General features: G+C 72.7%; 19 protein-coding genes. 5 read left to right on the top strand and 14 right to left on the bottom strand.

Annotated elements, in window-relative coordinates:
• Positions 1-69 precede the first annotated feature (69 nt).
• A complete protein-coding gene (locus ACIP4Y_RS27160; RefSeq protein WP_401398196.1) occupies positions 70-1,437 on the bottom strand; it encodes an NDP-hexose 2,3-dehydratase family protein in 1,368 nt (455 codons plus the stop codon).
• 37 nt (positions 1,438-1,474) lie between these two features.
• A complete protein-coding gene (locus tag ACIP4Y_RS27165; protein WP_401398198.1) occupies positions 1,475-2,707 on the bottom strand; it encodes a nucleotide disphospho-sugar-binding domain-containing protein in 1,233 nt (410 codons plus the stop codon).
• A 191-nt stretch (positions 2,708-2,898) separates the two neighbouring features.
• Here ACIP4Y_RS27165 and ACIP4Y_RS27170 point away from each other — a divergent pair, with 191 nt between their 5' ends.
• The gene (locus ACIP4Y_RS27170) at positions 2,899-3,645 is read left to right on the top strand and encodes an FkbM family methyltransferase (protein WP_401398200.1); all 747 of its coding nucleotides are present in this window, start codon (positions 2,899-2,901) and stop codon (positions 3,643-3,645) included.
• A 97-nt stretch (positions 3,646-3,742) separates the two neighbouring features.
• Here ACIP4Y_RS27170 and ACIP4Y_RS27175 read toward each other — a convergent pair whose 3' ends face one another.
• Positions 3,743-4,147 (bottom strand): hypothetical protein, encoded by a 405-nt coding sequence (locus ACIP4Y_RS27175; RefSeq protein ID WP_401398202.1) that lies wholly within the window; start codon positions 4,145-4,147, stop codon positions 3,743-3,745.
• A gap of 96 nt (positions 4,148-4,243) precedes the next feature.
• On the opposite strand from ACIP4Y_RS27175, the gene ACIP4Y_RS27180 reads away from it, so the two are divergent.
• Complete coding sequence (locus ACIP4Y_RS27180) at positions 4,244-6,310, top strand: NAD(+) synthase (RefSeq protein ID WP_401398204.1); 2,067 nt, start codon at positions 4,244-4,246, stop codon at positions 6,308-6,310.
• 14 nt (positions 6,311-6,324) lie between these two features.
• On the opposite strand, the gene ACIP4Y_RS27185 is transcribed toward ACIP4Y_RS27180, so the two are convergent.
• Together ACIP4Y_RS27185 and ACIP4Y_RS27190 are read right to left on the bottom strand one after the other, a co-directional pair.
• Positions 6,325-7,038, bottom strand: a complete 714-nt coding sequence (locus ACIP4Y_RS27185) for a TIGR03943 family putative permease subunit (RefSeq protein WP_401398206.1) — start codon at positions 7,036-7,038, stop codon at positions 6,325-6,327.
• Positions 7,035-8,045 carry a permease gene (locus tag ACIP4Y_RS27190; protein ID WP_401398208.1) on the bottom strand — a complete coding sequence of 337 codons (1,011 nt, stop codon included), beginning with the start codon at positions 8,043-8,045 and terminating at the stop codon, positions 7,035-7,037. Before ACIP4Y_RS27190 ends, ACIP4Y_RS27185 begins: the two co-directional genes overlap by 4 nt.
• 159 nt (positions 8,046-8,204) lie before the next feature.
• On the opposite strand from ACIP4Y_RS27190, the gene ACIP4Y_RS27195 reads away from it, so the two are divergent.
• Entirely contained in the window at positions 8,205-10,013 is a 1,809-nt protein-coding gene (locus tag ACIP4Y_RS27195; RefSeq protein WP_401398435.1) for a potassium channel family protein, read from the top strand.
• Positions 10,014-10,015: 2 nt separating this feature from the next.
• Here the strand turns inward: ACIP4Y_RS27195 and ACIP4Y_RS27200 are convergent, their stop codons facing one another.
• Positions 10,016-11,821: a prolyl oligopeptidase family serine peptidase gene (locus ACIP4Y_RS27200; RefSeq protein WP_401398210.1), complete on the bottom strand. Its 1,806-nt coding sequence runs from the start codon at positions 11,819-11,821 to the stop codon at positions 10,016-10,018.
• A 168-nt stretch (positions 11,822-11,989) separates the two neighbouring features.
• Here ACIP4Y_RS27200 and ACIP4Y_RS27205 point away from each other — a divergent pair, with 168 nt between their 5' ends.
• Positions 11,990-12,775: an SURF1 family protein gene (locus tag ACIP4Y_RS27205; protein ID WP_358639743.1), complete on the top strand. Its 786-nt coding sequence runs from the start codon at positions 11,990-11,992 to the stop codon at positions 12,773-12,775.
• 18 nt (positions 12,776-12,793) lie between these two features.
• On the opposite strand, the gene ACIP4Y_RS27210 is transcribed toward ACIP4Y_RS27205, so the two are convergent.
• From ACIP4Y_RS27210 to ACIP4Y_RS27240, 7 genes are all read right to left on the bottom strand, one after another.
• On the bottom strand, positions 12,794-13,867 hold the full coding sequence (locus ACIP4Y_RS27210) for a hypothetical protein (protein ID WP_401398212.1): 1,074 nt from the start codon (positions 13,865-13,867) through the stop codon (positions 12,794-12,796).
• A gap of 143 nt (positions 13,868-14,010) precedes the next feature.
• Positions 14,011-14,691, bottom strand: a complete 681-nt coding sequence (locus ACIP4Y_RS27215) for a SigE family RNA polymerase sigma factor (protein ID WP_401398214.1) — start codon at positions 14,689-14,691, stop codon at positions 14,011-14,013.
• Positions 14,692-15,003: 312 nt separating this feature from the next.
• On the bottom strand, positions 15,004-16,077 hold the full coding sequence (locus tag ACIP4Y_RS27220) for an aspartate-semialdehyde dehydrogenase (RefSeq protein ID WP_401398216.1): 1,074 nt from the start codon (positions 16,075-16,077) through the stop codon (positions 15,004-15,006).
• Between the two features lie 16 nt (positions 16,078-16,093).
• Positions 16,094-17,365: an aspartate kinase gene (locus ACIP4Y_RS27225; protein ID WP_030342449.1), complete on the bottom strand. Its 1,272-nt coding sequence runs from the start codon at positions 17,363-17,365 to the stop codon at positions 16,094-16,096.
• A gap of 171 nt (positions 17,366-17,536) precedes the next feature.
• On the bottom strand, positions 17,537-18,199 hold the full coding sequence (locus ACIP4Y_RS27230) for a DUF5063 domain-containing protein (RefSeq protein WP_358639737.1): 663 nt from the start codon (positions 18,197-18,199) through the stop codon (positions 17,537-17,539).
• Positions 18,192-18,791 carry a recombination mediator RecR gene (gene recR, locus ACIP4Y_RS27235; RefSeq protein ID WP_401398219.1) on the bottom strand — a complete coding sequence of 200 codons (600 nt, stop codon included), beginning with the start codon at positions 18,789-18,791 and terminating at the stop codon, positions 18,192-18,194. Before recR ends, ACIP4Y_RS27230 begins: the two co-directional genes overlap by 8 nt.
• A 72-nt stretch (positions 18,792-18,863) precedes the next feature.
• Positions 18,864-19,226 carry a YbaB/EbfC family nucleoid-associated protein gene (locus tag ACIP4Y_RS27240; RefSeq protein WP_401398221.1) on the bottom strand — a complete coding sequence of 121 codons (363 nt, stop codon included), beginning with the start codon at positions 19,224-19,226 and terminating at the stop codon, positions 18,864-18,866.
• 250 nt (positions 19,227-19,476) lie between these two features.
• On the opposite strand from ACIP4Y_RS27240, the gene ACIP4Y_RS27245 reads away from it, so the two are divergent.
• Positions 19,477-20,226, top strand: a complete 750-nt coding sequence (locus tag ACIP4Y_RS27245; RefSeq protein WP_401398223.1) for an SLATT domain-containing protein — start codon at positions 19,477-19,479, stop codon at positions 20,224-20,226.
• Between the two features lie 15 nt (positions 20,227-20,241).
• Here the strand turns inward: ACIP4Y_RS27245 and ACIP4Y_RS27250 are convergent, their stop codons facing one another.
• On the bottom strand, positions 20,242-22,152 hold the full coding sequence (locus tag ACIP4Y_RS27250; protein ID WP_401398225.1) for a serine/threonine-protein kinase: 1,911 nt from the start codon (positions 22,150-22,152) through the stop codon (positions 20,242-20,244).
• Positions 22,153-22,170 lie beyond the last annotated feature (18 nt).

The raw sequence follows: 22,170 nt of genomic DNA on the forward strand, positions 1-22,170 counted from the left end.
CCGGAGCGAGAACGCCCGGCCGGGAGATCCCGGCCGGGCGTTCTCGCGCGTCCGCGCCTCCGCGGGCCGCTAGGCGGCCTGCGGCACGGAAGCGTCCAGATCGGCGAAGGTGAGGAAGGTCAGCAGGCTCCTGGCCTCCACGTTGAGGTAGTTGCCGTAGCGGACGAACTCGGTCAGCTGACGGAGCGTCATCCAGGCGTAGCTCTCCGGGACGTCGGTCGGGAAGTCGTCACCGGCCTCGACGAGCATGTACCGGTTCTGCGCGTGGTAGAAACGGCCGCCCTCCTCGGAGTGCACCGACTCGAAGCGGATCCGCTCCGGGGGCGCGGTGAGCACCTCCTCCAGGAACCTCGGCCGGGCGCCGCCCAGCGGGTAGTTGGCCGGCTGGCAGTGGACCGTCGGCGCCAGCTCGATCAGGTCGCCGGCCCCCGTCTCGGTCCTGGCCTGCACCAGAAGGTGCATCACGCCGTTGACGGTCCTGGCCAGGAAGGCGATGACCCCCTCGCTGCGGGGCTGCAGCATCACCTGCGACCAGCTGCCCACCTCGCGGCTGCTGGCCCGGACGTCCACCCCGATCACGGTGAAGTGCTTGCCCTCGTCCTGGGCGATGGTCCCGTCGGTCCGCGACCAGCCGCGCACCTGCGCCAGCGGCAGGCGCTGCCGGACCAGCGAGGAACGGCACTTGGCGTCGGTGAACCAGCTCAGCAGCCGCGCCGTGTCGTGGAACGGCTCGGCGTCCGGCCGCCAGGCCCGGTCCAACGCCTGGCGGAAGGTGCCGTCCCCGTGGGCGGGGCCGGTCCGCCGGAACGGCGTCGCGCCGGAGAGCACGGTCCGGGTGTCCATGTTGACGAGGTTGTCGACCCCGAGCAGCTCGCCGATCTGCTCCGCGCTCAGCCAGCAGAAGTCGTCGAGCAGTTCGACGTCCTCGTCGGTCTCGATGACCATGTTGCGGTTGCGCTTGCCCAGGAACCAGGAGGCCTGCTCGGACTGGAGCGCGTCGTGCAGCACGCGCCCGCGGTGCGGGGCGATGAAGTGCTCCAGGTAGGGGACCGGCTTCCCGCCGTGCACCCGGGTGTAGTTGCTCTTCGTCGCCTGCACGGTCGGCGACAGCTGCACCAGGTTGACGTTGCCCGGTTCCATCTTGGCCTGCAGCAGGAAGTGCGGGACCCCGTGGAACCTCTTGACCAGGATCCCGAGGATCCCGTACTCGGGCTGGACGATGATCGGCTGCTGCCAGGCGTCCACCTCCCGCCCCGCGCCCCGGACGTCCAGACCCTCGACGGAGAAGAAGCGGCCGCTGCGGTGGACCAGGTTCCCGGTCGAGCGCTCGAACCGCCAGCCGTCGAGCCGGTCGAGGGGAACCCGGGACACCAGGTACTCGTGCGCCCGGCAGCGGTCGGCGAACCAGTTGCTGAAGTCTGCCGTGGTGGAAAACAAGTGGAGCTCCCAAGTGCTGATCCGAGCCGGACGGTGCCTAGCGGGCGCCCAGTCCCCGTACGAGCCGGTCGATCACCGACGCCGGGCTGGGCTGGTCCGCCATCTCCGCGCTGACCGCCCGGGCCGCCTCCGTGAATCCGGGCTCGTCGAGCAGGCGGCGCACCAGCTCCCGCACCGACGCCAGCTCGATGTCGGCGAAGGGCAGCGCGAGACCCGCCTTGCAGTCGACCACGCGCTGCGCCACCAGGGGGTTGTCGGCGCCCTCGGGCAGGATCAGCTGGGGCACGCCGTGGTGCAGCGCGGCGGCCGTCGTACCGGAGCCGCCGTGGTGCACGATCAGCGAGCAGGTGCCCAGGAAGGCCGACAGCGGCAGGTAGCCGGGCAGCCGTACGTTGTCGGGCAGCTCGCCCAGCGCCGAGACGTCCGTCGAGTGGTCGGCGAGGATCACCTCGGCGTCCAGTTCCCCGAGCGCCTGCATCAGCAGCCGGAGTTTGCTGCCGTCGTTCATCAGCGGGATGACGGTGCCGAGGGTCAGGCAGATCCTCGGCCGCTCGGGGCGGTGCAGCGCCCAGTCGGGCAGCAGGCCGCCGCCGTTGTACGGGATGTAGCGCATCGGCCACCACGGAGCGCCGCCCTCGCGGTCCTCGGCGTCCTCCGTCAGGCCGCCGAGGCTCGGCGGACGGGGGTCGATCCTGGCGACCAGCTCGGGCTCCCGGTCACCGATGCCCAAACGGTCGCGCAGCATGGCGATGAGCGGCGAGTGGTCGGGGATGACCCCGGTGCGGTGGTTCTGGGCACCGCTCGCCTTGACGCCCTCGTCCCGCATCGACCAGGAGACGCGGTTGCCGACCTCCAGGGCCGGCACCCCCAGGGCGGCGGCGGCCAGCATCCCCGCCGCGTGGTCGGACGGGTAGACCACGAGGTCCGCGCCGAACCGGCGGCCGGCCTCGACGGTGCCCTCGGTCATGGCCAGCGTGAACAGGTCGAAGGGACGCATCGCGCCGGCCAGCTCCCAATACCCGGGCGGCAGCCCGTCTCCCGCTTCCTCGCTCTTCGGTGCCTGCCCCTTCGAACCGAGCAGCAGGTCGGCCCCGACGTCACGGGTCGGGAAGACGTCCACCGTCGGCAGCCCCGACTCCGCGGCGGCCTTGGTCACGTAGGCGGTGGTCGCGAGCAGTACCTCGTGGCCGGCCGCCCGGGCGGCCCACGCCAAGGGGACGACGGGCAGCAGCAGCCCGTATCCGGGGGCGGCAGGGAAAAGAATTCTCATGGCCGGGATGCTGCCACAGAAAGGCCGCCCCGGGAGGGGCGACTTTCACCTGCACTCGCGCGTTTCAGATACGCACTGCCGGGATTCTAGCGGTCCGCGAGCAGGGCTCGACTATTCACGTGGAAATATCGCTGCGGGGGCGGGCCGGTGCCGGCCGACGCTCCGGACCCGGCGGAAGGAATGTACTGGTCATGGGCCTGAACCTCATTGAATTGGAAGAGGGATTCTCCTGCTATGCCAGCGGGGAGTTCGAAGCCCGATTCATCTACCAGGAGATATTCAAGGACAACAACTACGAGCAGCCCGGACTTCCGGATGCGCCGTTCACCATCGATGTCGGCGCGAACATCGGGCTGTTCTCGCTCTACATGAAGCAGAAGTACCCGGCGGCCCGGATCATCGCCTTCGAACCCGCGCCGGAGAACTACCAGGCGCTGCGGCAGAACCTGGAACTGCACCAGGCCGGCGATGTCACCGTCTACCCGTACGCCGTAGGCTCCGAGGCCCGCGAGGCCACCTTCACGTACTACCCGGCGATGCCCGGCAACTCCACCCTCCACCCGGAGGAGAAGGTCCTGCAGAAGCGCCTGATGGGCGAGCGCCTCGGCGAGCAGGCGGCCACCGACCTGTTCCAGGCCTCGACGATCACGGTCACCGTGGACCGGCTGTCCCGGTTCCTGGCGGAGCACCACCCGGACGTCACGACCATCGACCTGCTCAAGGTCGACGTCGAGGGCGCGGAGCTGGAGGTGCTGCGCGGGATCGACGACGCGGACTGGGCGAAGGTGCAGAACGTCCTGCTGGAGGTGAACAACACCGACGGCGCGCTCGACCGGGTCGAGACGCTGCTGCGGGAGAAGGGCTTCACGGTCACCAGCGAGCCCGTACCGCTGATGTGGGAGGAAATGGCGCTCTACTACGTCACCGCCCACCGCTGACCCCACCGCACGGCGCCCCCGGCCCCCTCGGGGCCGGACGGCGTCCTGGACCTGGTGCAGCACCGGAGAGGAGCAGCTCGTACCACGATCGCACCGGTCAGGACGCGGTGCGGCGCATGCCTTGCCCGGCCAGGGCGATCACACCGGAGACGGCGGCGGTCCCGGCGAGGCTGCCGATCATGACCATGCCCACGCCGATCGCGAAGAGGCCGGTCGAATCGTCCGACCAGTCGTACCAGGCCGCGGCCGTCAGCCCTGCCGTGGTGCCGAGGACCGCGCCCGCGGTGTGCCCCCGGGACACGGCCCAGTACACCGGCACCAGCAGCGTCAGCACCAGCCCGACCACCTGCCAGGCCTCGTACGGGCCGCTCGTCGAACCGTCCGGGTGCACGTCCCGCTGCTGGTCCCAGCCCAGCCAGAGGGCCCACGCCGCCACGGCGACCAGGGCCGGCACGAGGAACGGCAGGATCCGGAGGACGGATGTCGGGAATCTTCGGCTCATGCCCCCAGCCTCTCGACCCGCACCGGCACCGGCCAGAGCGGATGTACTCAGGTCCGCCCGAGTACCCCGGCGGGGGCGGGATCTAGGCTTCCAGACATGAAGGAAGCCCCGTTGAACTTCTGGTCGCTCTACAGCCACGGCTTCGCGCGCATCGCCGCGTGCACGGGCCACACCGTCATCGCCGACCCGCACGCCAACGCCGAGGCGGTCCTGCGCCAGGCCCGCGGCTGCGCGGACGAGGGCGTCGCCGTCGCCGTCTTCCCCGAGCTGGGCCTCACCGGCTACTCGATCGAGGACCTGCTGCTCCAGGACGCCCTCCTCGACCAGGTCGAGGCGGCCCTCGAAACCGTCGTCGCCGGGTCGGCCGAGCTGCTGCCGGTGCTGGTCGTCGGCGCTCCGCTGCGCCACCGCAACCGGATCTACAACTGCGCGGTGCTGGTGCACCGGGGCCGGGTCCTCGGCGTCGTACCGAAGTCGTACCCGCCGAACTACCGGGAGTTCTACGAGCGCCGGCAGATCGCCGACGGTCATGACGAGCGGGGCGGCACCATCCGGGTCGCCGGCGCCGAGGTGCCGTTCGGGGTGGACCTGCTGTTCGCCGCCGAGGACGTGCCCGGGCTGGTGCTGCACACGGAGATCTGCGAGGACATGTGGGTGCCGGTGCCGCCGAGCGCCGAGGCCGCCCTCGCCGGGGCGACCGTGCTGGTCAACCTCTCCGGCAGCCCGATCACCGTCGGCCGGGCCGAGGACCGCAAGCTGCTGTGCCGCTCGGCGTCCTCCCGCTGCCTCGCCGCCTACGTCTACGCGGCGGCCGGCCTGGGCGAGTCGACCACCGACCTGTCCTGGGACGGGCAGACCATGATCTACGAGAACGGGGTGCTGCTCGCCGAGTCCGACCGTTTCCCGCTCGGCGACCAGTACGCGGTCGCCGACGTCGACCTCGACCTGCTGCGGCAGGAGCGGCAGCGGATGGGCACCTTCGACGACAACCGCCGGGCCCACGCCGCCCGCACCGGGGGCTTCCGGACCGTCTCCTTCGAACTGGACCCGCCGCTCACCGACCTCGGACTGCGCCGGCGCGTCGAGCGGTTCCCGTTCGTGCCCGCCGACCCCGAGCGGCTCGCCCTGGACTGCTACGAGGCCTACAACATCCAGGTCGCCGGGCTCCAGCAGCGGCTGGCGGCGATCGGCGGGCCCAAGGTCGTCATCGGCGTGTCCGGCGGGCTCGACTCCACGCACGCGCTGATCGTCGCCGCCCGGGCGATGGACCGCGCCGGCCGGCCGCGCAGCGACATCCTCGCCTTCACCCTGCCCGGCTTCGCCACCAGCGACCACACCAAGGACAACGCCCACAAGCTGATGCGCGCGCTCGGCGTCACCGCCGCCGAGCTGGACATCACGCCGACCGCGCGGCTGATGCTGCAGGAGATCGGCCACCCGTTCGCCTCCGGCGAGCCGGTGTACGACGTCACCTTCGAGAACGTCCAGGCCGGCCTGCGCACCGACTACCTGTTCCGGCTGGCCAACCAGCGCGGCGGCATCGTCCTCGGCACCGGCGACCTCTCCGAGCTGGCGCTCGGCTGGTCCACGTACGGCGTCGGCGACCAGATGAGCCACTACAACGTCAACTCCGGGGTGCCGAAGACCCTGATCCAGCACCTGATCCGCTGGGTCGTCAGCAGCGGGCAGTTCGACGACGAGACCGGCAAGATCCTCGCCGCGATCCTGGACACCGAGATCAGCCCGGAGCTGGTGCCCGGCGAGGAGATGCAGTCCACCGAGTCGAAGATCGGCCCGTACGCGCTGCACGACTTCACCCTCTTCCAGGTGCTGCGCTACGGCTTCCGGCCCTCGAAGATCGCCTTCCTGGCCTGGCACGCCTGGCACGACCCGGACGCCGGCGCCTGGCCGACCGGCTTCCCGGAGGCCAAGCGGGTCGCGTACGACCTGGCCGAGATCCGGCACTGGCTGGAGGTCTTCTGCCGCCGCTTCTTCGCGTTCTCCCAGTTCAAGCGCTCGGCGATGCCGAACGGCCCGAAGGTCTCGGCCGGCGGCTCCCTCTCCCCGCGCGGCGACTGGCGCGCCCCGTCCGACGGCAACGCCAGGGCGTGGCTGAGCGACCTGGACCGCTTCGACTTCGGCAGCGCGGCCGCCGGGCGGTAACCGGGGCCACCGGCTCAGGTGTTCCAGGTCTCGTCGTACGGGTCGCGCGGGGCCTGGACCGGTCGGGTCGCGGTGACCTCCAGGTAGGGGATGGGGCCGTCGTTGACCGGGTCGCGGGTCAGGCGGGGGGTGTACGTGCCCGTGACCTCCAGCCAGGCGTCCGGGCGCAGGACCGGCGGCAGCTCGCCGGTCAGCGCGATCTTCACCGGCTGGGCGTCCGCCGCGCAGCAGTTGAGGGCCATGCGGACCAGGTAGGGGCGGCCCGTCCGGTCCAGGGCGAGGAAGCCGGTGACCCGGACCGGGCGGCCGTGCAGGGAGCGGCCGTGGCCGTAGGCCGCGCGGGAGGCGTACTCCACGACCGAGAGCGGCACCGGGTCGCCGGCGGGCAACGGGCCGTAGGCGTACGGCTTCTGCAGCGCCGTACCCGAGCGCAGGGCGCTGTACGAGCCGAGGGCCGGCGGGGCGATCAGGATCAGGGCGAGCAGCGGCAGCAGGAGCAGCCAGGACACGCGCGGCTCGGGGTGCGCGTGCCCCGGCCCGGACCGGCCGGCGCGGCGGCGCTCGTACCAGGCCGTCGCCACGGCCGCCGCGATCAGGACGGCGCCGGAGGCCAGCAGGAGGGGACGCAGGCCCGCCTTGACGTAGCGCAGGTACAGGTCGGTGGCGCCCGCGTGCAGCAGGGCGGCGCCGAGCAGGAACAGGACGGCCGCCTGGGCCTGGCGGTTCACAGCAGCACCGCCCCGGTCAGTACGGCGCCCGTGACGGCCAGCGCGAAGGTGGCGGGCGCGAACCGGAGCGCGAAGGCACGGCCGAAGGTGCCGGCCTGCATCGCGAACAGCTTGAGGTCGATCATCGGGCCCACCACCAGGAACACCAGCTTGGCCGTCGGGGAGAACTGGGTGAGGGAGGCCGCGACGAACGCGTCCGCCTCCGAGCAGATGGACAGCAGGACGGCCAGGACGGCGAGGGCGAGCACCGAGACCAGGGGCGTCCCGGCGGCCGCGCGCAGCCAGTCCGCCGGGACCACCGCCTTCAGCGTGGCCGCGGCCGTCGCACCGAGCACCAGGAAACCGCCGGCGTGCAGGACGTCGTGCCGGACCGCGTCCCAGAACGCCTCTCCCTTGCTCGCGCCCTCGTGCGCGCCGTGGGCCGGCGGGCGCAGCCAGTCCGTGCGGCCCAGCCGCTGCCACAGCCAGCCCATCGCGCAGGCCACCAGCAGGCTCGCCGCGAACCGGGCCAGGACCATCTCCGGGTGCCCGGGGAAGGCGACGGCGGTGGCAGTCAGCACCACCGGGTTGATCGCGGGCGCGGACAGCAGGAAGGCCAGGGCGGCGGCGGGGGTCACGCCCCGGCGCACCAGGGCGCCCGCCACCGGCACCGACGCGCACTCGCAGCCCGGCAGCACCGCGCCCGCGACCCCCGCCACCGGCACGGCCAGGGCGGGCCGGCGCGGCAGGGCGCGCGCGAAGAAGGACGCCGGGACGAACACCGCGATCGCCGCCGACAGCAGCACGCCGAGCACCAGGAAGGGCAGCGCCTGCACGGTCACCGCCACGAACACCGTCATCCAGCTCTGCATGGCCGGGGTGCCGAGCAGCCCGCGGATCGGGGACTGGGCGAGCACGGCCAGAACGAGCGTCAGCGTCAGCACCAGCGGGGAGCTGAGCCGCCGGCCCCGCGGTGGCACGGGACGGCCCAGGTCCGCGCCGGGCGGGGCGTCTTCGGTGATGGCCACGGGTGGTTACCTCCGGCTGCTGGACTGCCTCCCCTTCCGTACGCGAGCCGTCTCCCGGCCGTTCAGGACGTTGCTGGAACCACGCATCTCCTTGGGGCACTCTTTTCCCTTGTGGCGAGCGTTCCGTATCAAGGGGGCCCGGGGGCCCGGCCGGCGCACATGGTGGTGTGCGGTGACGACGGGCTCGCGCACCGGCTGGCCGCCGAGTTGCGCGGGGTCCACGGCGAACAGGTCACCCTCGTCGTACCGCCGAACGAACGCACCGCCCGGCCCCCCGTGGTCGGCCGGGCCCGGGCCGCGTCGGCGGCACTGTTCGACCGCGTGGTCACCGCCGCCGTGGGCGGCCGGACCGGACAGCCCGTCGGCGGCACGGGCACCCAACGCCTCGACGCGGACGGCGTGCTGGAGGCGGCGGAACTGACCGAGGCGGTGCTCGCCGAGGCCGGGGTGGCCCGAGCCGCCGCGCTGGCCCTCGTGTACGACGACGACGAGACCAACATCCGGGCCGCGCTGACCGCCCGCCGGCTCAACCCCCGGCTGCGGCTGGTCCTGCGCCTCTACAACCGGCGGCTGGGCCAGCACATCGAGGAACTCCTCGACCAGGCCGCCGCGTTGGCCGCCGGCGACGACGACGGCCCGGGCGCCGGCGCCGAGGCCTCCACGACCGTGTTGTCCGACGCCGACACCGCCGCGCCCGCGCTGGCCGCCACCGCCGTCGCCGGCACCAGCCGGGTCGTCCAGACCGAGGGGCTGCTGCTGCGGGCCGTCGAACGGCCGCTCACCGGGGACGACGGGCCCGGCACCGGTCCCGGACTGTGCACCCTCGCCCTGCTGTCGGGCGGCGACCCGGACGGCGGCGGCGAACACCAGCCGCGGCTGCTCCCCGACGACGAGGAGGTACGGCAGGCCGCCGGCCGCCAGGCCGTGGTGCTGGAACACGTCTCCGCCCCGGCCGGCACCGAGTCCGCCGCGCCCACCCGCCGGATGACCGGCGTCATGCCGCTCGCCTCGCTCTTCTCCCGCCGGCTGCGCTGGTCCCTGGCCGGCCTGGTCGGCTGCGTGGTCGGTCTGGCCGTCGCCCTGTGGCTGGTCACCGGCATCCACCCGCTGCGCGCCTTCTACGTCACCCTCCTCGACCTCTTCGCGATCGACGACCCGGCCCTCAAGGAGCCCCTCGGCCGCCAGCTCCTCCAACTCCTGTCCGCGCTCGTCGGGTTGCTGCTCCTCCCGCTCCTGCTGGCCGCCGCACTGGAGGCGTTCGGCACCTTCCGCACCGCCTCCGCCCTGCGCAGGCCCCCACGCGGCCTGAGCGGGCACGTGGTCCTGCTCGGCCTCGGCAAGATCGGCACCCGGGTGCTGACCCGGCTGCGGGAACTGAACATCCCCGTGGTGTGCGTCGAGTCCGACCCGGAGGCACGCGGCCTCGCGACCGCCCGCCGGCTACGGGTGCCGGTGGTCCTCGGGGACGTCACCCAGGAAGGCGTCCTGGAGGGCGCCCAGATCCACCGGGCCCAGGCCCTGCTCGCGGTGACCAGCTCCGACACCACCAACCTGGAGGCCGTGCTCTACGCCCGGACCGTACGCCCCGATCTCCGCGTGGTCCTCCGCCTCTACGACGACGACTTCGCCACCGCCGTCTACCGCACCCTGCGCACCGCCTACCCCCAGGCCCTGACCCGCAGCCGCAGCGTCACCCACCTGGCCGCCCCCGCCTTCGCCGGGGCGATGCTGGGCCGCCAGGTCCTGGGCGCCGTCGCCGTGGAACGCCGGGTGCTGCTGTTCGCCGCGATCGACGTGGACGGCCACCCCCGGCTGGAGGGCCGCACCGTCCGGGAGGCCTTCCACTCCGGCTCCTGGCGCGCCCTCGCCCTGCTGGGCCACACCGCCACCTCCGCCGACCACGTCCTGGCGAAGGGCGACCGGGTGGTGGTGGCGGCGACCCGGCGGGGGCTGGCGGAGCTGCGCTGACGCTACCCGGGCAGGTGCCGCTCGGCGAACTCCAGTTCCCGCCTCACCTGCTTGATCCGCTCGTCCACGACCAGGGAACCGTGTCCCGCGTCGTACCGGTACACCTCGTGGACCGCGCCGCGGGCCTCGAGTCTCTTGACGTAGTTGTCGATCTGGCGGATCGGGCAGCGGGGGTCGTTGACGCCGGCCGAGATGTAGACGGGGACCTTGACCCGGTCGACGTAGGTCAGCGGGGAGGACGCGGCGAAGCGGTCCGGGACCTCCTCGGGGGTGCCGCCCAGCAGGGTGCGGTCCATGGCCTTCAGGGCCTCCATCTCGTCGTGGTACGCGGTGACGTAGTCCGCGACCGGCACGACGGCGATGCCCAGCGTCCAGGCGTCCGGCTGGGTGCCGAGGCCGAGCAGGGTGAGGTAGCCGCCCCAGGAGGCGCCGGTGAGGACGAGGCGGTCGGGGTCGGCGAGCCCGGAGGAGACCGCCCAGTCGCGCACCGCGGCCACGTCCTCCAGCTCGATCAGGCCGACCCGGTGCTTCAGGGCGTCGGTCCAGTCGCGGCCGTAGCCCGTGGAGCCGCGGTAGTTGATCCGGACGACCGCGTACCCGTGGTCCACCCAGGCGGCCGGGCCGGCGGCGAAGGAGTCGCTGTCGTGCCAGGTCGGCCCGCCGTGCAGGTCGAACACGGTGGGCAGCGGGCCGGTGGCGCCCGCCGGCTTCTGGATCAGGGCGTGGATACGGCCGCCGGGGCCCTCCACCCACACGTCCTCCACCGGCACCGACGGCGGGCAGGCCATGCCCGGAGGGTCCAGCACCACTCCGCCGGCCGTGGACCGCACCGCCGGGGGCTCGGCGGCCGACGACCACAGGTACTCCACGCTGCCGTCGGGGCGGGCCGTCGCGCCGGAGACCGTGCCGGGCGGGGTGGGGATGCGGGTCAGCTCGCGGGTCTCCAGGTCGTACCGGAACAGCTCGCTGCGGGCCTCGAAGCCGTGGGCGATGAGCAGGGCGGAGCCGTCCGGGTACCACTCGGCGCCGACGTCGCCCGGCAGGTCCAGGGGCAGGTCCGTCTCCTCGCCCGTCGCCACGTCCCACACCAGTGGCTCCCAGCGGCCCCGGCGCTGGTGGCCGACGAGCAGCCGGGTGTCGCCGTCGACCGGGGCGAAGCCCAGCACCTCCAGGCCCAGCTCCTCGGTGCCGCCCTTGGTGTCGTCCAGCTCGGCGACCGTCGTGCCGTCCGGGCGCAGCACCCGCAGCGCGGCGTGCATGGCGTCGCCGTGCTCGGTGTGCTCGACGGCGATCAGGGAGCCGTCGTGCGAGAGGTCGCCGACGCCCGCCGACTCGCGGTGCCGGTAGATCTCCACCGGGTCCGCGCCCTCGCGCGCCAGGTGGATCGTCGTACCGTCCTCGTCCGTGGAGCGGCCGACGACCGCCGTGCGACCGTCGCGGGACAGGGCCAGGCCGGCCGGGTAGGACGGGTCGAGACCGGGCACGGCCGGCTCGTCCGGGCCGCCCGTGAAGGGCTGGCGGCGCCAGATGCCGAACTCGTCGCCGTCCTTGTCGTCGAACCACCAGATCCACGCGCCGTCCGGGGAGAGCACGCCGTCCGTCGTGCCGTTCGGCCGGTCCGTCGCCTGCCGCTGCCCATCCGTCGCTCTGTCCCAGGCGTACAGCTCGTACGTCCCGGTCGCGTTCGACACGAACAAGGAGCGGTCCGGCGCGTCCTCCGCCCAGTCGGGCAGGGAGACACGCGGCGCGCGGAACCGCTTCTCCCAGTCCGGCATGTCCGGTGTGTCCGGCGTCCTGCTCTCACTCATGGCCCCAGTCATGCGCCCATACTGCCTGGTCGCGCCGACAACGGGGGGACGGGTGTGCGCAGCCTGTGGATAACTCGCGTCACCGGGAAGTCGCTGCTGAACCTGCAGTGCTCTGCAAGGGCCGACCCGCGGCCGGGCCGCCGGGCCGGGCGCCGTACCGTGGAGGGCGTGTACCGGTTTCTGCTGACACCCCGCTGGTGGGGCATCAACGTCTTCGTGCTGCTCGCCATCCCCTTCTGCGTCTTCATGGGGTCGTGGCAGCTGAGCCGGTTCGAGGACCGGGTGCAGGACCACCGCGCCGTGACCGAGCAGGTCGCGGCCGGCCGGGACGAGCCCGCGCGCCCGCTGGACTCGATGCTGCCCGTCGACAAGAGCACGGCGGGCCGGCGGGTCACGGCGAGCGGGCGGTACGGCAAGCAGCTGCTGGTGCCCGGGCGCGAGCTGGACGGCAAGCGCGGGTTCTACGTCCTGACCCTGCTGCGCACCGACTCCGGGAAGGCGCTGCCGGTGGTGCGCGGGTGGCTGCCCGGTACGGCGGACGCGGCCGAGGCGCCCGCGCCGCCCGCCGGCGAGGTCACCGTCACCGGCGCGCTGCAGGCATCCGAGACGCCCGGGGACAACGGGGTCAGCGCGCAGGGCGGACTGCCGGCCGGGCAGACCGCGGCCATCAGCTCGGCCTCGCTGGTGAACCTCGTGCCGTACCGGCTGTACGACGCGTGGGTCACCCTGGACAAGGGGGACGCCGGGATGAAGGCCGTGCCCGCGAGTGCACCGAGTGGCAGCGGGCTGGATCTGAAGGCGTTCCAGAACCTGGGTTACACCGGGGAGTGGTTCGTGTTCGCCGGGTTCGTGGTGTTCATGTGGTTCCGGTTGCTGCGGCGGGAGATCGAGTTCCAGCGGGACGCTGCGCTGGGCCTGGTGCCGGAGGACCAGACACCGGTGCCCAGCGCCTGACGGCGGCTGCCCCCGCGCTCACGCGCCGGGCAGCACCCCGGTGAAGTAGACCGTCCCCGCGCACGCGCCCGGTACCACCGCGGTGGCCGACGGGGCGCCGCCCTGGGCCGTGTGGGTGACCGCGATGCTGCCGTCGGCGGGACCGTCCTCGGTGGCCAACTGGGTGGTGGTGCCCGCCGAGCCGCCGGTGTCGGTCGTACCGCCGGAGGCACTCGCTTCCTGGGTCGGCGTCGGGTCCGGCGACTCGCTCGGGTCGGGGCCGCCGGTGCTGGTGCCGCCGGTGGTGGGGCAGGTCTCCGAGGGCACGAAGGCGAACTTCTCCTCGTAGGCCGAGCCGGGCTGCAGGAGCAGGGAGGAGACCTCGAGGGACGGGTCGGGCAGGGAGGTCGCCGCGTCCCCGGCGACATGCCGGGCGCTGAAGATCTTGGCCGGGTCGGCGGCGCCCTGGGCGGTCGGCGTGACGACGCCCGGGCCGGTGAGGGTGCACGCGGTGCCGGAGATGTTGGTGACGCGGAAGGTGCCGTAGACGACGCCCGCGGTGTCGGGGGCGTTCACCGTGCCGGTGGCGGAGCCCAGTTGGGCCGCCGTGCACAGCGGGGTGCCCGAGGCCACCGTGGCGGAGGGGTCGGGGCCGCCGGCGGAGCCGCCGGCGTGGCCGCCCTTGTTGCTCTTGCCGTCGCTCTTGCCGGGTTCCTTGTCCGGCTTGACCGTCGTGGCGGCGCCGTCCTTCTTGCCGCCCTTGTCGCCGCCCTTGTCCTTGCCCTGGCCGGTGCCGCCCTGGGCCTGGGAGGTCTGGCCGGCCATGGCGGTGTTGGGGTCGGGCCCGCCGGACTGGGAGACGTGCACGAGGGCGGGGATCGCGGTGCCGATGAACAGGGCCGCCGCGGCCACGCCGACGACCGCCTGCCGTTTGCGGGCGCGGCGCGCGGGGACGGCGCGGCGCAGCTGGTCCAGGGTGCCGGTGCGCGGTCGGATGTCGTCGACCGCCGAGTGCAGCAGCCGGCGCAGGGCCAGTTCGTCGGTGTCGAGCCCGTCCAGGCTGTGGACTCCGTCGAGCCTTTCGGGGCCCTTGTCGTCGGGGCCGTGGTTCACAGTTCCGTTCCCAGCGTGCGATGGCGTGTGCTCTTGCCCGGTGCGCTCTGTCGGCTCGTGCCAGGCGTAGGGCTCGTGTCGTTCATGGGAGTGGCGCTCATGGGAGTGGCTGTCATGGGAGCCGCCCCCCTCGGCCTGGTCGCTCATGCCGATGCCTCCATGGCCACCCGCAGCGCGGCGATGCCCCGCGAGCCGTACGCCTTCACCGAGCCCAGCGATATGCCGAGGGTCTCGGCGACCTGGGCCTCGGTCATGTCGGCGAAGTAGCGCAGCACGAGCACCTCGCGCTGGCGGCGCTGCAGGCCCTTCATCGCCTTGATGAGGTCGCGGCGCTCCAGCTGGTCGTAGGCGCCCTCCTCCGCGCTCGCCATGTCGGGCATCGGCTTGGAGAGCAGCTTCAGGCCGAGGATGCGCCGGCGCAGCGTGGACCGGGAGAGGTTGACGACGGTCTGCCGCAGGTAGGCGAGGGTCTTCTCGGGGTCGCGGACGCGCTTGCGGGCCGAGTGGACGCGGATGAAGGCCTCCTGGACGACGTCCTCGCAGGAGGCGGTGTCGTCGAGCAGGAGTGCGGCGAGGCCGAGCAGCGAGCGGTAGTGCGCCCGGTAGGTCTCGGTGAGGTGGTCGACGGTCGTCCCGACGGCCTCGGTCGCCACGGCGCCCGCGGTCTCCTCGGCGCCGTCGCGCTGACTGGGTATGCGGGCGGGCCGCGCTGCGGGCATGGGCGCGATCACCGGCATGCCGCCGGGCGTGCGGGGCCGGAGCGCCGCGCGGGGCCGCAGGGCAGTACCGCCGCGGGCCGCAGTGAGTTCGAGTACCTCTGCCACGCCTGTTGGACACGTTTCCCCCCTCGGGGGTTGTACGTGCCGGGCGTCACATGTGCGACAACCGGCGGAGGCTCAAGTGCCGTCATGCGTCCCGCTCTTCCCTTATGTCCCATTTGAACGGGCGTCCCCACGCCCCGATCACGGCGTCCCCACGCCAGGATCATCACGTCCCCAGGCCCCTCAAGGGTGACCGCAAAGACGCTCCCCGCCTCCGTACGGTTGCGGAAGGCGGGGAGTGAAATCCTCTGTCGCCGAGGGGGGAGGGTTCAAGTGGATTGGACCATGCCCCTGGCCACACTTCTTACGTAGATCCTACAAACCGGGCTGAACGGGGGCGGACGTCTCCGCCGCGATCAGCTCCGCGATCTGCGCGCAGTTCAGAGCGGCCCCCTTGCGCAGGTTGTCACCGCACACGAACAGCTCCAGCGCGGTCGGGTCGTCCAGCGCCCGCCGTACCCGGCCCACCCAGGTCGGATCGGTGCCCACCACGTCGGCGGGGGTGGGGAACTCGCCGGCGGCCGGGTCGTCGCACAGGACCACGCCCGGCGCGGTGGCAAGGATCTCGCGGGCTCCGTCGACGCCGACCTCCCGCTGGAAGCGGGCGTGGACGGTCAGCGAGTGCGTGGTGATCACCGGCACCCGGACACAGGTCACGGCGACCGGCAGCCTCGGCAGACCGAGGATCTTCCGGGACTCGTCGCGGACCTTCATCTCCTCCGACGACCAGCCGTCCTCGCGCAGCGAACCGGCCCACGGTACGACGTTCAGCGCGACCGGCTCCGGGAACGGCCCGGTGTCCTCCCCGACGGCCCGCCGTACGTCCCCGGGCTTGGTACCCAGCTCGGTCCCGGCCACCAGGGACAGCTGGGCCCGCAGCGTCTCCACGCCGGCCCGCCCGGCCCCGCTCACCGCCTGGTACGACGACACCACCAGCTCGCGCAGCCCGAACTCGGCGTGCAGCGCGCCCAGGGCGACGATCATCGTCAGGGTGGTGCAGTTGGGGCTCGCGACGATCCCGCGCGGGCGGGACCGTACCGTGTGCGGATTGACCTCGGGCACGACGAGCGGCACGTCCGGGTCCATCCGGAAGGCGCCGGAGTTGTCGACGACGACCGCGCCGCGCGCGGCGGCGACGGGCGCCCACTCGGCGGCGACCTCGTCGGGCACGTCGAACAGCGCGATGTCGACCCCGGCGAAGGCGTCCTCCGTCAGGGCCGTCACCTCGACCTCCGCCCCGCGCACGGTCAGCTTGCGGCCGGCCGAGCGCGGGGAGGCGATCAGGCGGATCTCGCCCCAGATGTCCGCCCGCTGGGACAGGATCTGGAGCATGACCGTGCCGACGGCCCCGGTCGCTCCCACGACCGCGAGCGTCGGCCTGCCGGTCATCGGCCCGTACCCCGGCTCATCGGCCGGTGCCCCCGTAGACGACGGCCTCGTCGCTGTCGGAGTCCAGCCCGAAGGCGGTGTGCACGGCGCGGACGGCCTCCGGGACGTCGTCGGCGCGGGTGACCACCGAGATGCGGATCTCGGAGGTCGAGATCAGCTCGATGTTCACACCGGCGTCGCTGAGCGCCTCGAAGAACGCGGCGGTGACGCCCGGGTTGGTCTTCATGCCGGCGCCGACCAGGGAGATCTTGCCGATCTGGTCGTCGTAGCGCAGCGAGTCGAAGCCGATGCCGGAGCGGTTCTTCTCCAGCGCGTCGATGGCCTTGCGGCCCTCGGTCTTCGGCAGCGTGAAGGAGATGTCCGTCAGGCCGGTGGAGGCGGCGGACACGTTCTGCACGACCATGTCGATGTTGATCTCGGCATCGGCGATGGTCCGGAAGATCGCGGCGGCCTCACCCGGCTTGTCCGGCACACCGACGACCGTGATCTTGGCCTCGGAGGTGTCGTGCGCGACACCGGAGATGATGGCCTGCTCCACCTTCTTGTCCCCAATCGGCTCACTGCTGACCCACGTGCCCTGCAGTCCGCTGAAGGACGACCGGACGTGGATCGGGATGTTGTAGCGGCGGGCGTACTCCACACAGCGGTGGAGCAGCACCTTGGAACCGGAGGCCGCGAGCTCCAGCATGTCCTCGAAGGAGATCCAGTCGATCTTCTTCGCCTTCTTCACCACGCGCGGGTCGGCGGTGAACACGCCGTCGACATCGGTGTAGATCTCGCAGACCTCGGCGTCCAGCGCGGCGGCCAGCGCGACGGCGGTCGTGTCGGACCCGCCGCGCCCCAGCGTGGTGATGTCCTTCTTGTCCTGCGAGACGCCCTGGAAACCGGCGACGATGGCGATGTTGCCCTCGTCCAGCGCCGTCCTGATCCGGCCCGGCGTGACGTCGATGATCCGGGCTTTGTTGTGGACCGAGTCGGTGATGACGCCTGCCTGGCTGCCGGTGAAGGACTGGGCCTCGTGGCCCAGGTTTTTGATCGCCATCGCCAGCAGGGCCATGGAGATCCGCTCTCCGGCGGTCAGCAGCATGTCGAATTCCCGCCCGGCAGGCATGGGAGAAACCTGCTCGGCGAGATCGATCAGCTCGTCCGTCGTGTCGCCCATCGCGGAAACGACGACGACAACCTGGTTGCCGTTCTTCTTCGCTTCCACGATCCGCTTGGCGACGCGCTTGATGCCTTCGGCATCGGCTACGGAGGAGCCTCCGTACTTCTGCACGACAAGGCCCACGTGCGCTCCTCGCTCGGTTCGTTTGTGTCGGCTCAGTCTAACGAGCGTCCGAATTCCACCACCCTGCTCCCGCATGGTGAGACATCCGGACGCTCGCCACCGGCACCTGCCCAGCGGGCGGCCGGACACTCGGAAAGTGCCCGGGGTCACAACCGCCGCGGGACGGGCGGCCTACGTCCCCGGCCGGATCCCGAGCGGCCCGCCGATCTCCTGGGCCATCACCCGGCCCGCCTCGAACTCCAGGGTCTCGTCGCCTATGTCCGCCTGGTCGGTGTCGAGGCCGTCCAGCTCCTCCAGGGGCTGGTTGAGGCGGACGTGGATGAGGACGGACTGGAGGGCGCGCAGCACCGCGGAGGCCGTCGGACCCCAGTTGGAGAAGTACGAGAACTGCCACCACCACAGGGCCTCGGTGGTGCGGCCCGCCCGGTAGTGGACCATGCCGTGCCGCAGGTCGGTGATGATGTCGGCGAGGTCGTCGGAGATCCGGGCCGGCACCGGCGCCTTGCGGGGCTCGTACGGGTCGAAGACCTCGGAGTAGACGTCGATCGGGTCGAGGAGCCGGGCGAAGTTCTCGCGCAGCTCGTCCACGTCCGGCTCGGGGCCCGGATCGGGCTCGTAGCGCTCCTCGGGGACGATGTCCTCGTGGGCGCCCAGCCGGCCGCCGGCCAGCAGGAGCTGGGAGACCTCAAGGAGGAGGAAGGGGACGGCCGATTCGGGTTCGTCGCCCCTCGCCACCTCCGTGACGGCCACCAGGAAGCTCTCGACCTGGTCCGCGATCTGGACGACGAAGTCGTCCGGGTTCTGTGTCGAGGCGTGCAGCGTGGCGTCAGACATCTAGGAGTCGTCTCCCCTCGAAGGCGCGGCCGAGGGTCACCTCGTCCGCGTATTCCAGGTCGCCACCCACCGGGAGGCCGCTGGCCAGGCGGGTGACCTTCAGGCCCATGGGCTTGATCATGCGGGCGAGGTACGTCGCCGTGGCCTCGCCTTCCAGGTTGGGGTCCGTGGCCAGGATCAGTTCCGTGACCGTCCCGTCGGCCAACCGTGCGAGAAGTTCTCGTATACGCAGGTCGTCGGGTCCCACGCCCTCGATCGGGCTGATGGCGCCGCCGAGGACGTGGTAACGGCCGCGGAACTCACGGGTGCGCTCGATCGCGACGACGTCCTTGGGTTCCTCCACCACGCAGACGACGGAGAGGTCGCGGCGCGGGTCGCGGCAGATGCCGCACAGCTCCTCCTGCGCCACGTTGCCGCACGTGGCGCAGAAGCGGACCTTCGCCTTCACCTCCAGGAGTGCCTGCGCGAGCCGCTTCACGTCCGTCGGCTCGGCCTGCAGGATGTGGAAGGCGATCCGCTGCGCGCTCTTGGGACCGACGCCGGGCAGCCGCCCCAGCTCGTCGATGAGGTCCTGGACCACGCCTTCGTACAACGGACTGCCCTTCCTGGAGACCTTCGGTACGTACGGTAGTTGGCTCCCGCCTCCGCTTGGAAGGCGGAGGCCTCAGAACGGCAGGCCCGGGATGCCGCTGCCGCCGCCCAGACCCTGGGCGAGCGGGCCCAGCTTCTGCTGCTGGAGCGCCTGCGCGTTCTCGCTGGCCGCCTGTACGGCCGCCACGATCAGGTCGGCGAGGGTCTCGGCCGTCTCTTCGGGAGATGCAGCCTCCGGGTCCACCGCCTTCGGGTCGATCTTCAGGGCGCGCAGCTCACCGGCGCCGGTGACGGTGGCCTGCACCAGCCCGCCGCCCGCCTGCCCGTCGACCTCCGTGTTCGCCAGTTCCTCCTGGGCCCGCTGCAGATCCTGCTGCATCTTCTGGGCCTGCTGGAGCAACTGCTGCATATTGGCCTGGCCACCACCGGGAAACACGATCAGCTCCTCTGCGTCTTCTCCTTGAGCACGAGCCTACGTGGTCCACGCCCCCATCGCCCCGCCACTCTTTCGAGTGAGAAGTTCGGCAGTCGTATACCTGATCAAGGCCCTCTTCCGGGCGGAAAAGCTGGGAAAGCTCCCTCCCCGCCACCCATTGGGCGGTAGGAAGGGGGCCGCGCGCCGACATGGAATGTCACGCAAAGTGACCGGTGGTGAGCAGCGATCAGTGATCAGTAGGGAGTGCCGGGTGGGTCAGCCGGAGATGCAGCCCGAGGGTCCGCCTCAGGACGGGCGGGGCGAGGGTGCGGCCGGGCTGCGGCCGGGCGATCTGACCGGGCGGGCCTTCCCGCTCGGGGACTGGGGCGAGCCCGCCGAACGGCTCGACGAGCTGTACCGGTGGGTGGAGCGGCGGGCACTGGAGACGACGGCCTGGTACCTGCGGGACCGGGTCTGGAAGCGGCGGGGGGCCCGCGTGCTGCGGATCGGGGCCGCGGCCGGTGCGGTGGCCGGGGCCGCGCTGCCCCTGCTGGAGCTGACCGGGGTGGCCGGCGGGGTGGCACCCTGGGGCTGTCTGGCGCTGCTGCTCACGGCCGCCTGCTTCGGCTTCGACCGGTTCTTCGGGGTCACGTCCGGCTGGATAAGGGACGTCGCCACCGCGCAGGCGGTGCAGCGGCGGCTGCAGGCGTTCCAGTTCGACTGGGCCTCGGAGAGCGTGCGGGAGGTGCTGGGACCGGCGGAGGGCACCGCGAGCGAGGCGGCCGAGCGGTGCCTGTCGGTGCTGCGGCGCTTCTCGGAGGACATCACGGAGCTGGTGCGCACGGAGACCACCGACTGGATGGTGGAGTTCCGCACGGGGGCGGCACCGCTGGGCATCCAGACGGCGGTGGCGGCGGTGCCGCGACAGGAGGCCGGGGGCGGCGGGGGCCGGTTTCCCCTGCCGCCGGCGAACGGCAGCCGCCCGAACATGCCCCGGCAACGGCCGCCGGAGCCCCGCTAGTCCCCGGGCTGCTCCCTAGGACCTGTCGTAGGTCAGGCTCTCCCCGCCGCTCCGCTTCTCCCGCTTGAGCCGCCCGTCGGGCAGCAGGGTGACCTCGGTGGCCTCGCCCGGGGTGCAGGAGGAGGCGGGTTCACCGCTGGTGACGGTGGACGGCCCGATCTCCAACGGCCCGTTGCCACCGGGCTGTTCGGCCAGCTCCGCCGCGAAGACGCAGTGGTACGACCCCCCGCCCTCGGTCGGCCCGTCCGCGACCAGTGTCAGCACGGTGTCGCCCACCTCGCCCTGCTTGATGGTCAGTTCCCGGGTGTTGGAGCCGGCCGCATTGTCGATGGTGGTCCGCCAGGTGCCCAGATAGGCCTCCGGTACCGCCCCGGCGGCGGAGGCGGACGGCGACGGCGTCGGGTCCGTCGGCGTGGCCGAGCCGGAGCCGTCCGGCGATGCGGAGCCCGCGGTGGGCGTCGGACCGACCCTGCCGTCGCCCTTGTCGTCCGTCCCGCCGCCGTTCTTCATCAGCGCGTACACCGAGCCGCCCGCGCCCAGCGCGACGACCAGCGCGATCACGACGAGCAGCGCGGTGGACCGCCCGTTGCGCCGCTCCGGCTCCGCCGGGACCCCGGCGGCCGCCGGCCCGTACGGCGGGGTGGCACCGAGCCCGCCGCCCGATCCCGCGTAGGGGTTGTACGACGGCTGGGCCCCGCCCCAGCTCCCGGGCTGGGCCGGATACCCGTAGGCGGCGGCGGCCTGCGCGTGCTGGGGATGCGGCTGCGGAACCCCGTACGCCGCCCCGAACGCGGGAGGCGCCGGCGGCAGACCGGGCGGCGGGGTCCCGGGCGAGACCACGGTCGGCAGATGGTTGACGGGGGCGGCCGGCCCGCCGTCGGACACGGGGGCGTGCTCGGGCGAGGCACCGGCACCACCGGCGCCGGGCGCCGCCTGCGGCACCGGCGGCGCGGGCGGCGCGGGCGGCAGCCCCTCGCCCTGAGAGGCCGCCGCGCCCCGCTCCGGGTTCTCCACCTCCAGCAGCTGCACCGCGTGCCGCCCGAGCTGCGCGACCAGCGAACCGGGCAGCCAGGGATCCCGGGACCGGCCCCCGACCACGGTGTCCTCCACCCCGGTCCGCTCGAGGATCGCGTCCAGCGAGGGCCGGCTCCCCGGCTCCTTGCGCAGGCAGTCCCGTACCAGGTCGGCGATCCCCTCCGGGACGCCCGTCAGGTCCGGCTCCTCCTGGGCGATGCGGAACATCAGGGCGTGCACCCCGCTGTTGGCGCCGCCGAAGGGCAGCGCCCCGGTCGCCGCGTACGCCAGCACGGAGCCGAGGCAGAACACGTCGCAGGCCGGGGTGATCCGGTCCCCGCGCACCTGCTCGGGCGCCATGAACCCGGGCGAGCCGACGAGCGCCCCGGTGCGGGTGAGCCCCTCGCCGCCGGCGGTCGCCGTCTCCCGTGCCCGCGCTATGCCGAAATCGATCACGCGCGGGCCGTCGATGGTCACCAGCACGTTCGACGGCTTGAGGTCCCGGTGCACGATCCCGGCCGCGTGGATGTCCTTCAGCGCGTGCGCGAGCCCCGCCGCCAGGATCCGTACCGACCGCTCGGGCAGTGCGCCGTGGTCGTGCCCGACGACCTGCTGCAGGCTCGGTCCGGCCACATAGCCGGTCGCCAGCCACGGCACGGCCGCCTCGGTGTCCGCGTCCAGCACGGGCGCGGTCCAGTACCCGCCGACCCGGCGCGCGGCCTGCACCTCCTGCCGGAACCGCGCGCGGAACTCCTCCTGCGCGGCCAGCTCCTCCCGGACGAGCTTGACGGCGACCGTCCGCCCCCGGTCCGACCGGGCCAGGTACACGTGCCCCATGCCGCCCGCGCCGAGCCGTGCCAGCAGCCGGTACGCCCCGATCTGCGGCGGATCCCCCGGTCCCAGCTTCTCCATCCCCGCGCCGCCTTCCCC

Source organism: Streptomyces sp. NPDC088810 (assembly GCF_044750305.1).
Lineage (GTDB): Bacteria > Actinomycetota > Actinomycetes > Streptomycetales > Streptomycetaceae > Streptomyces.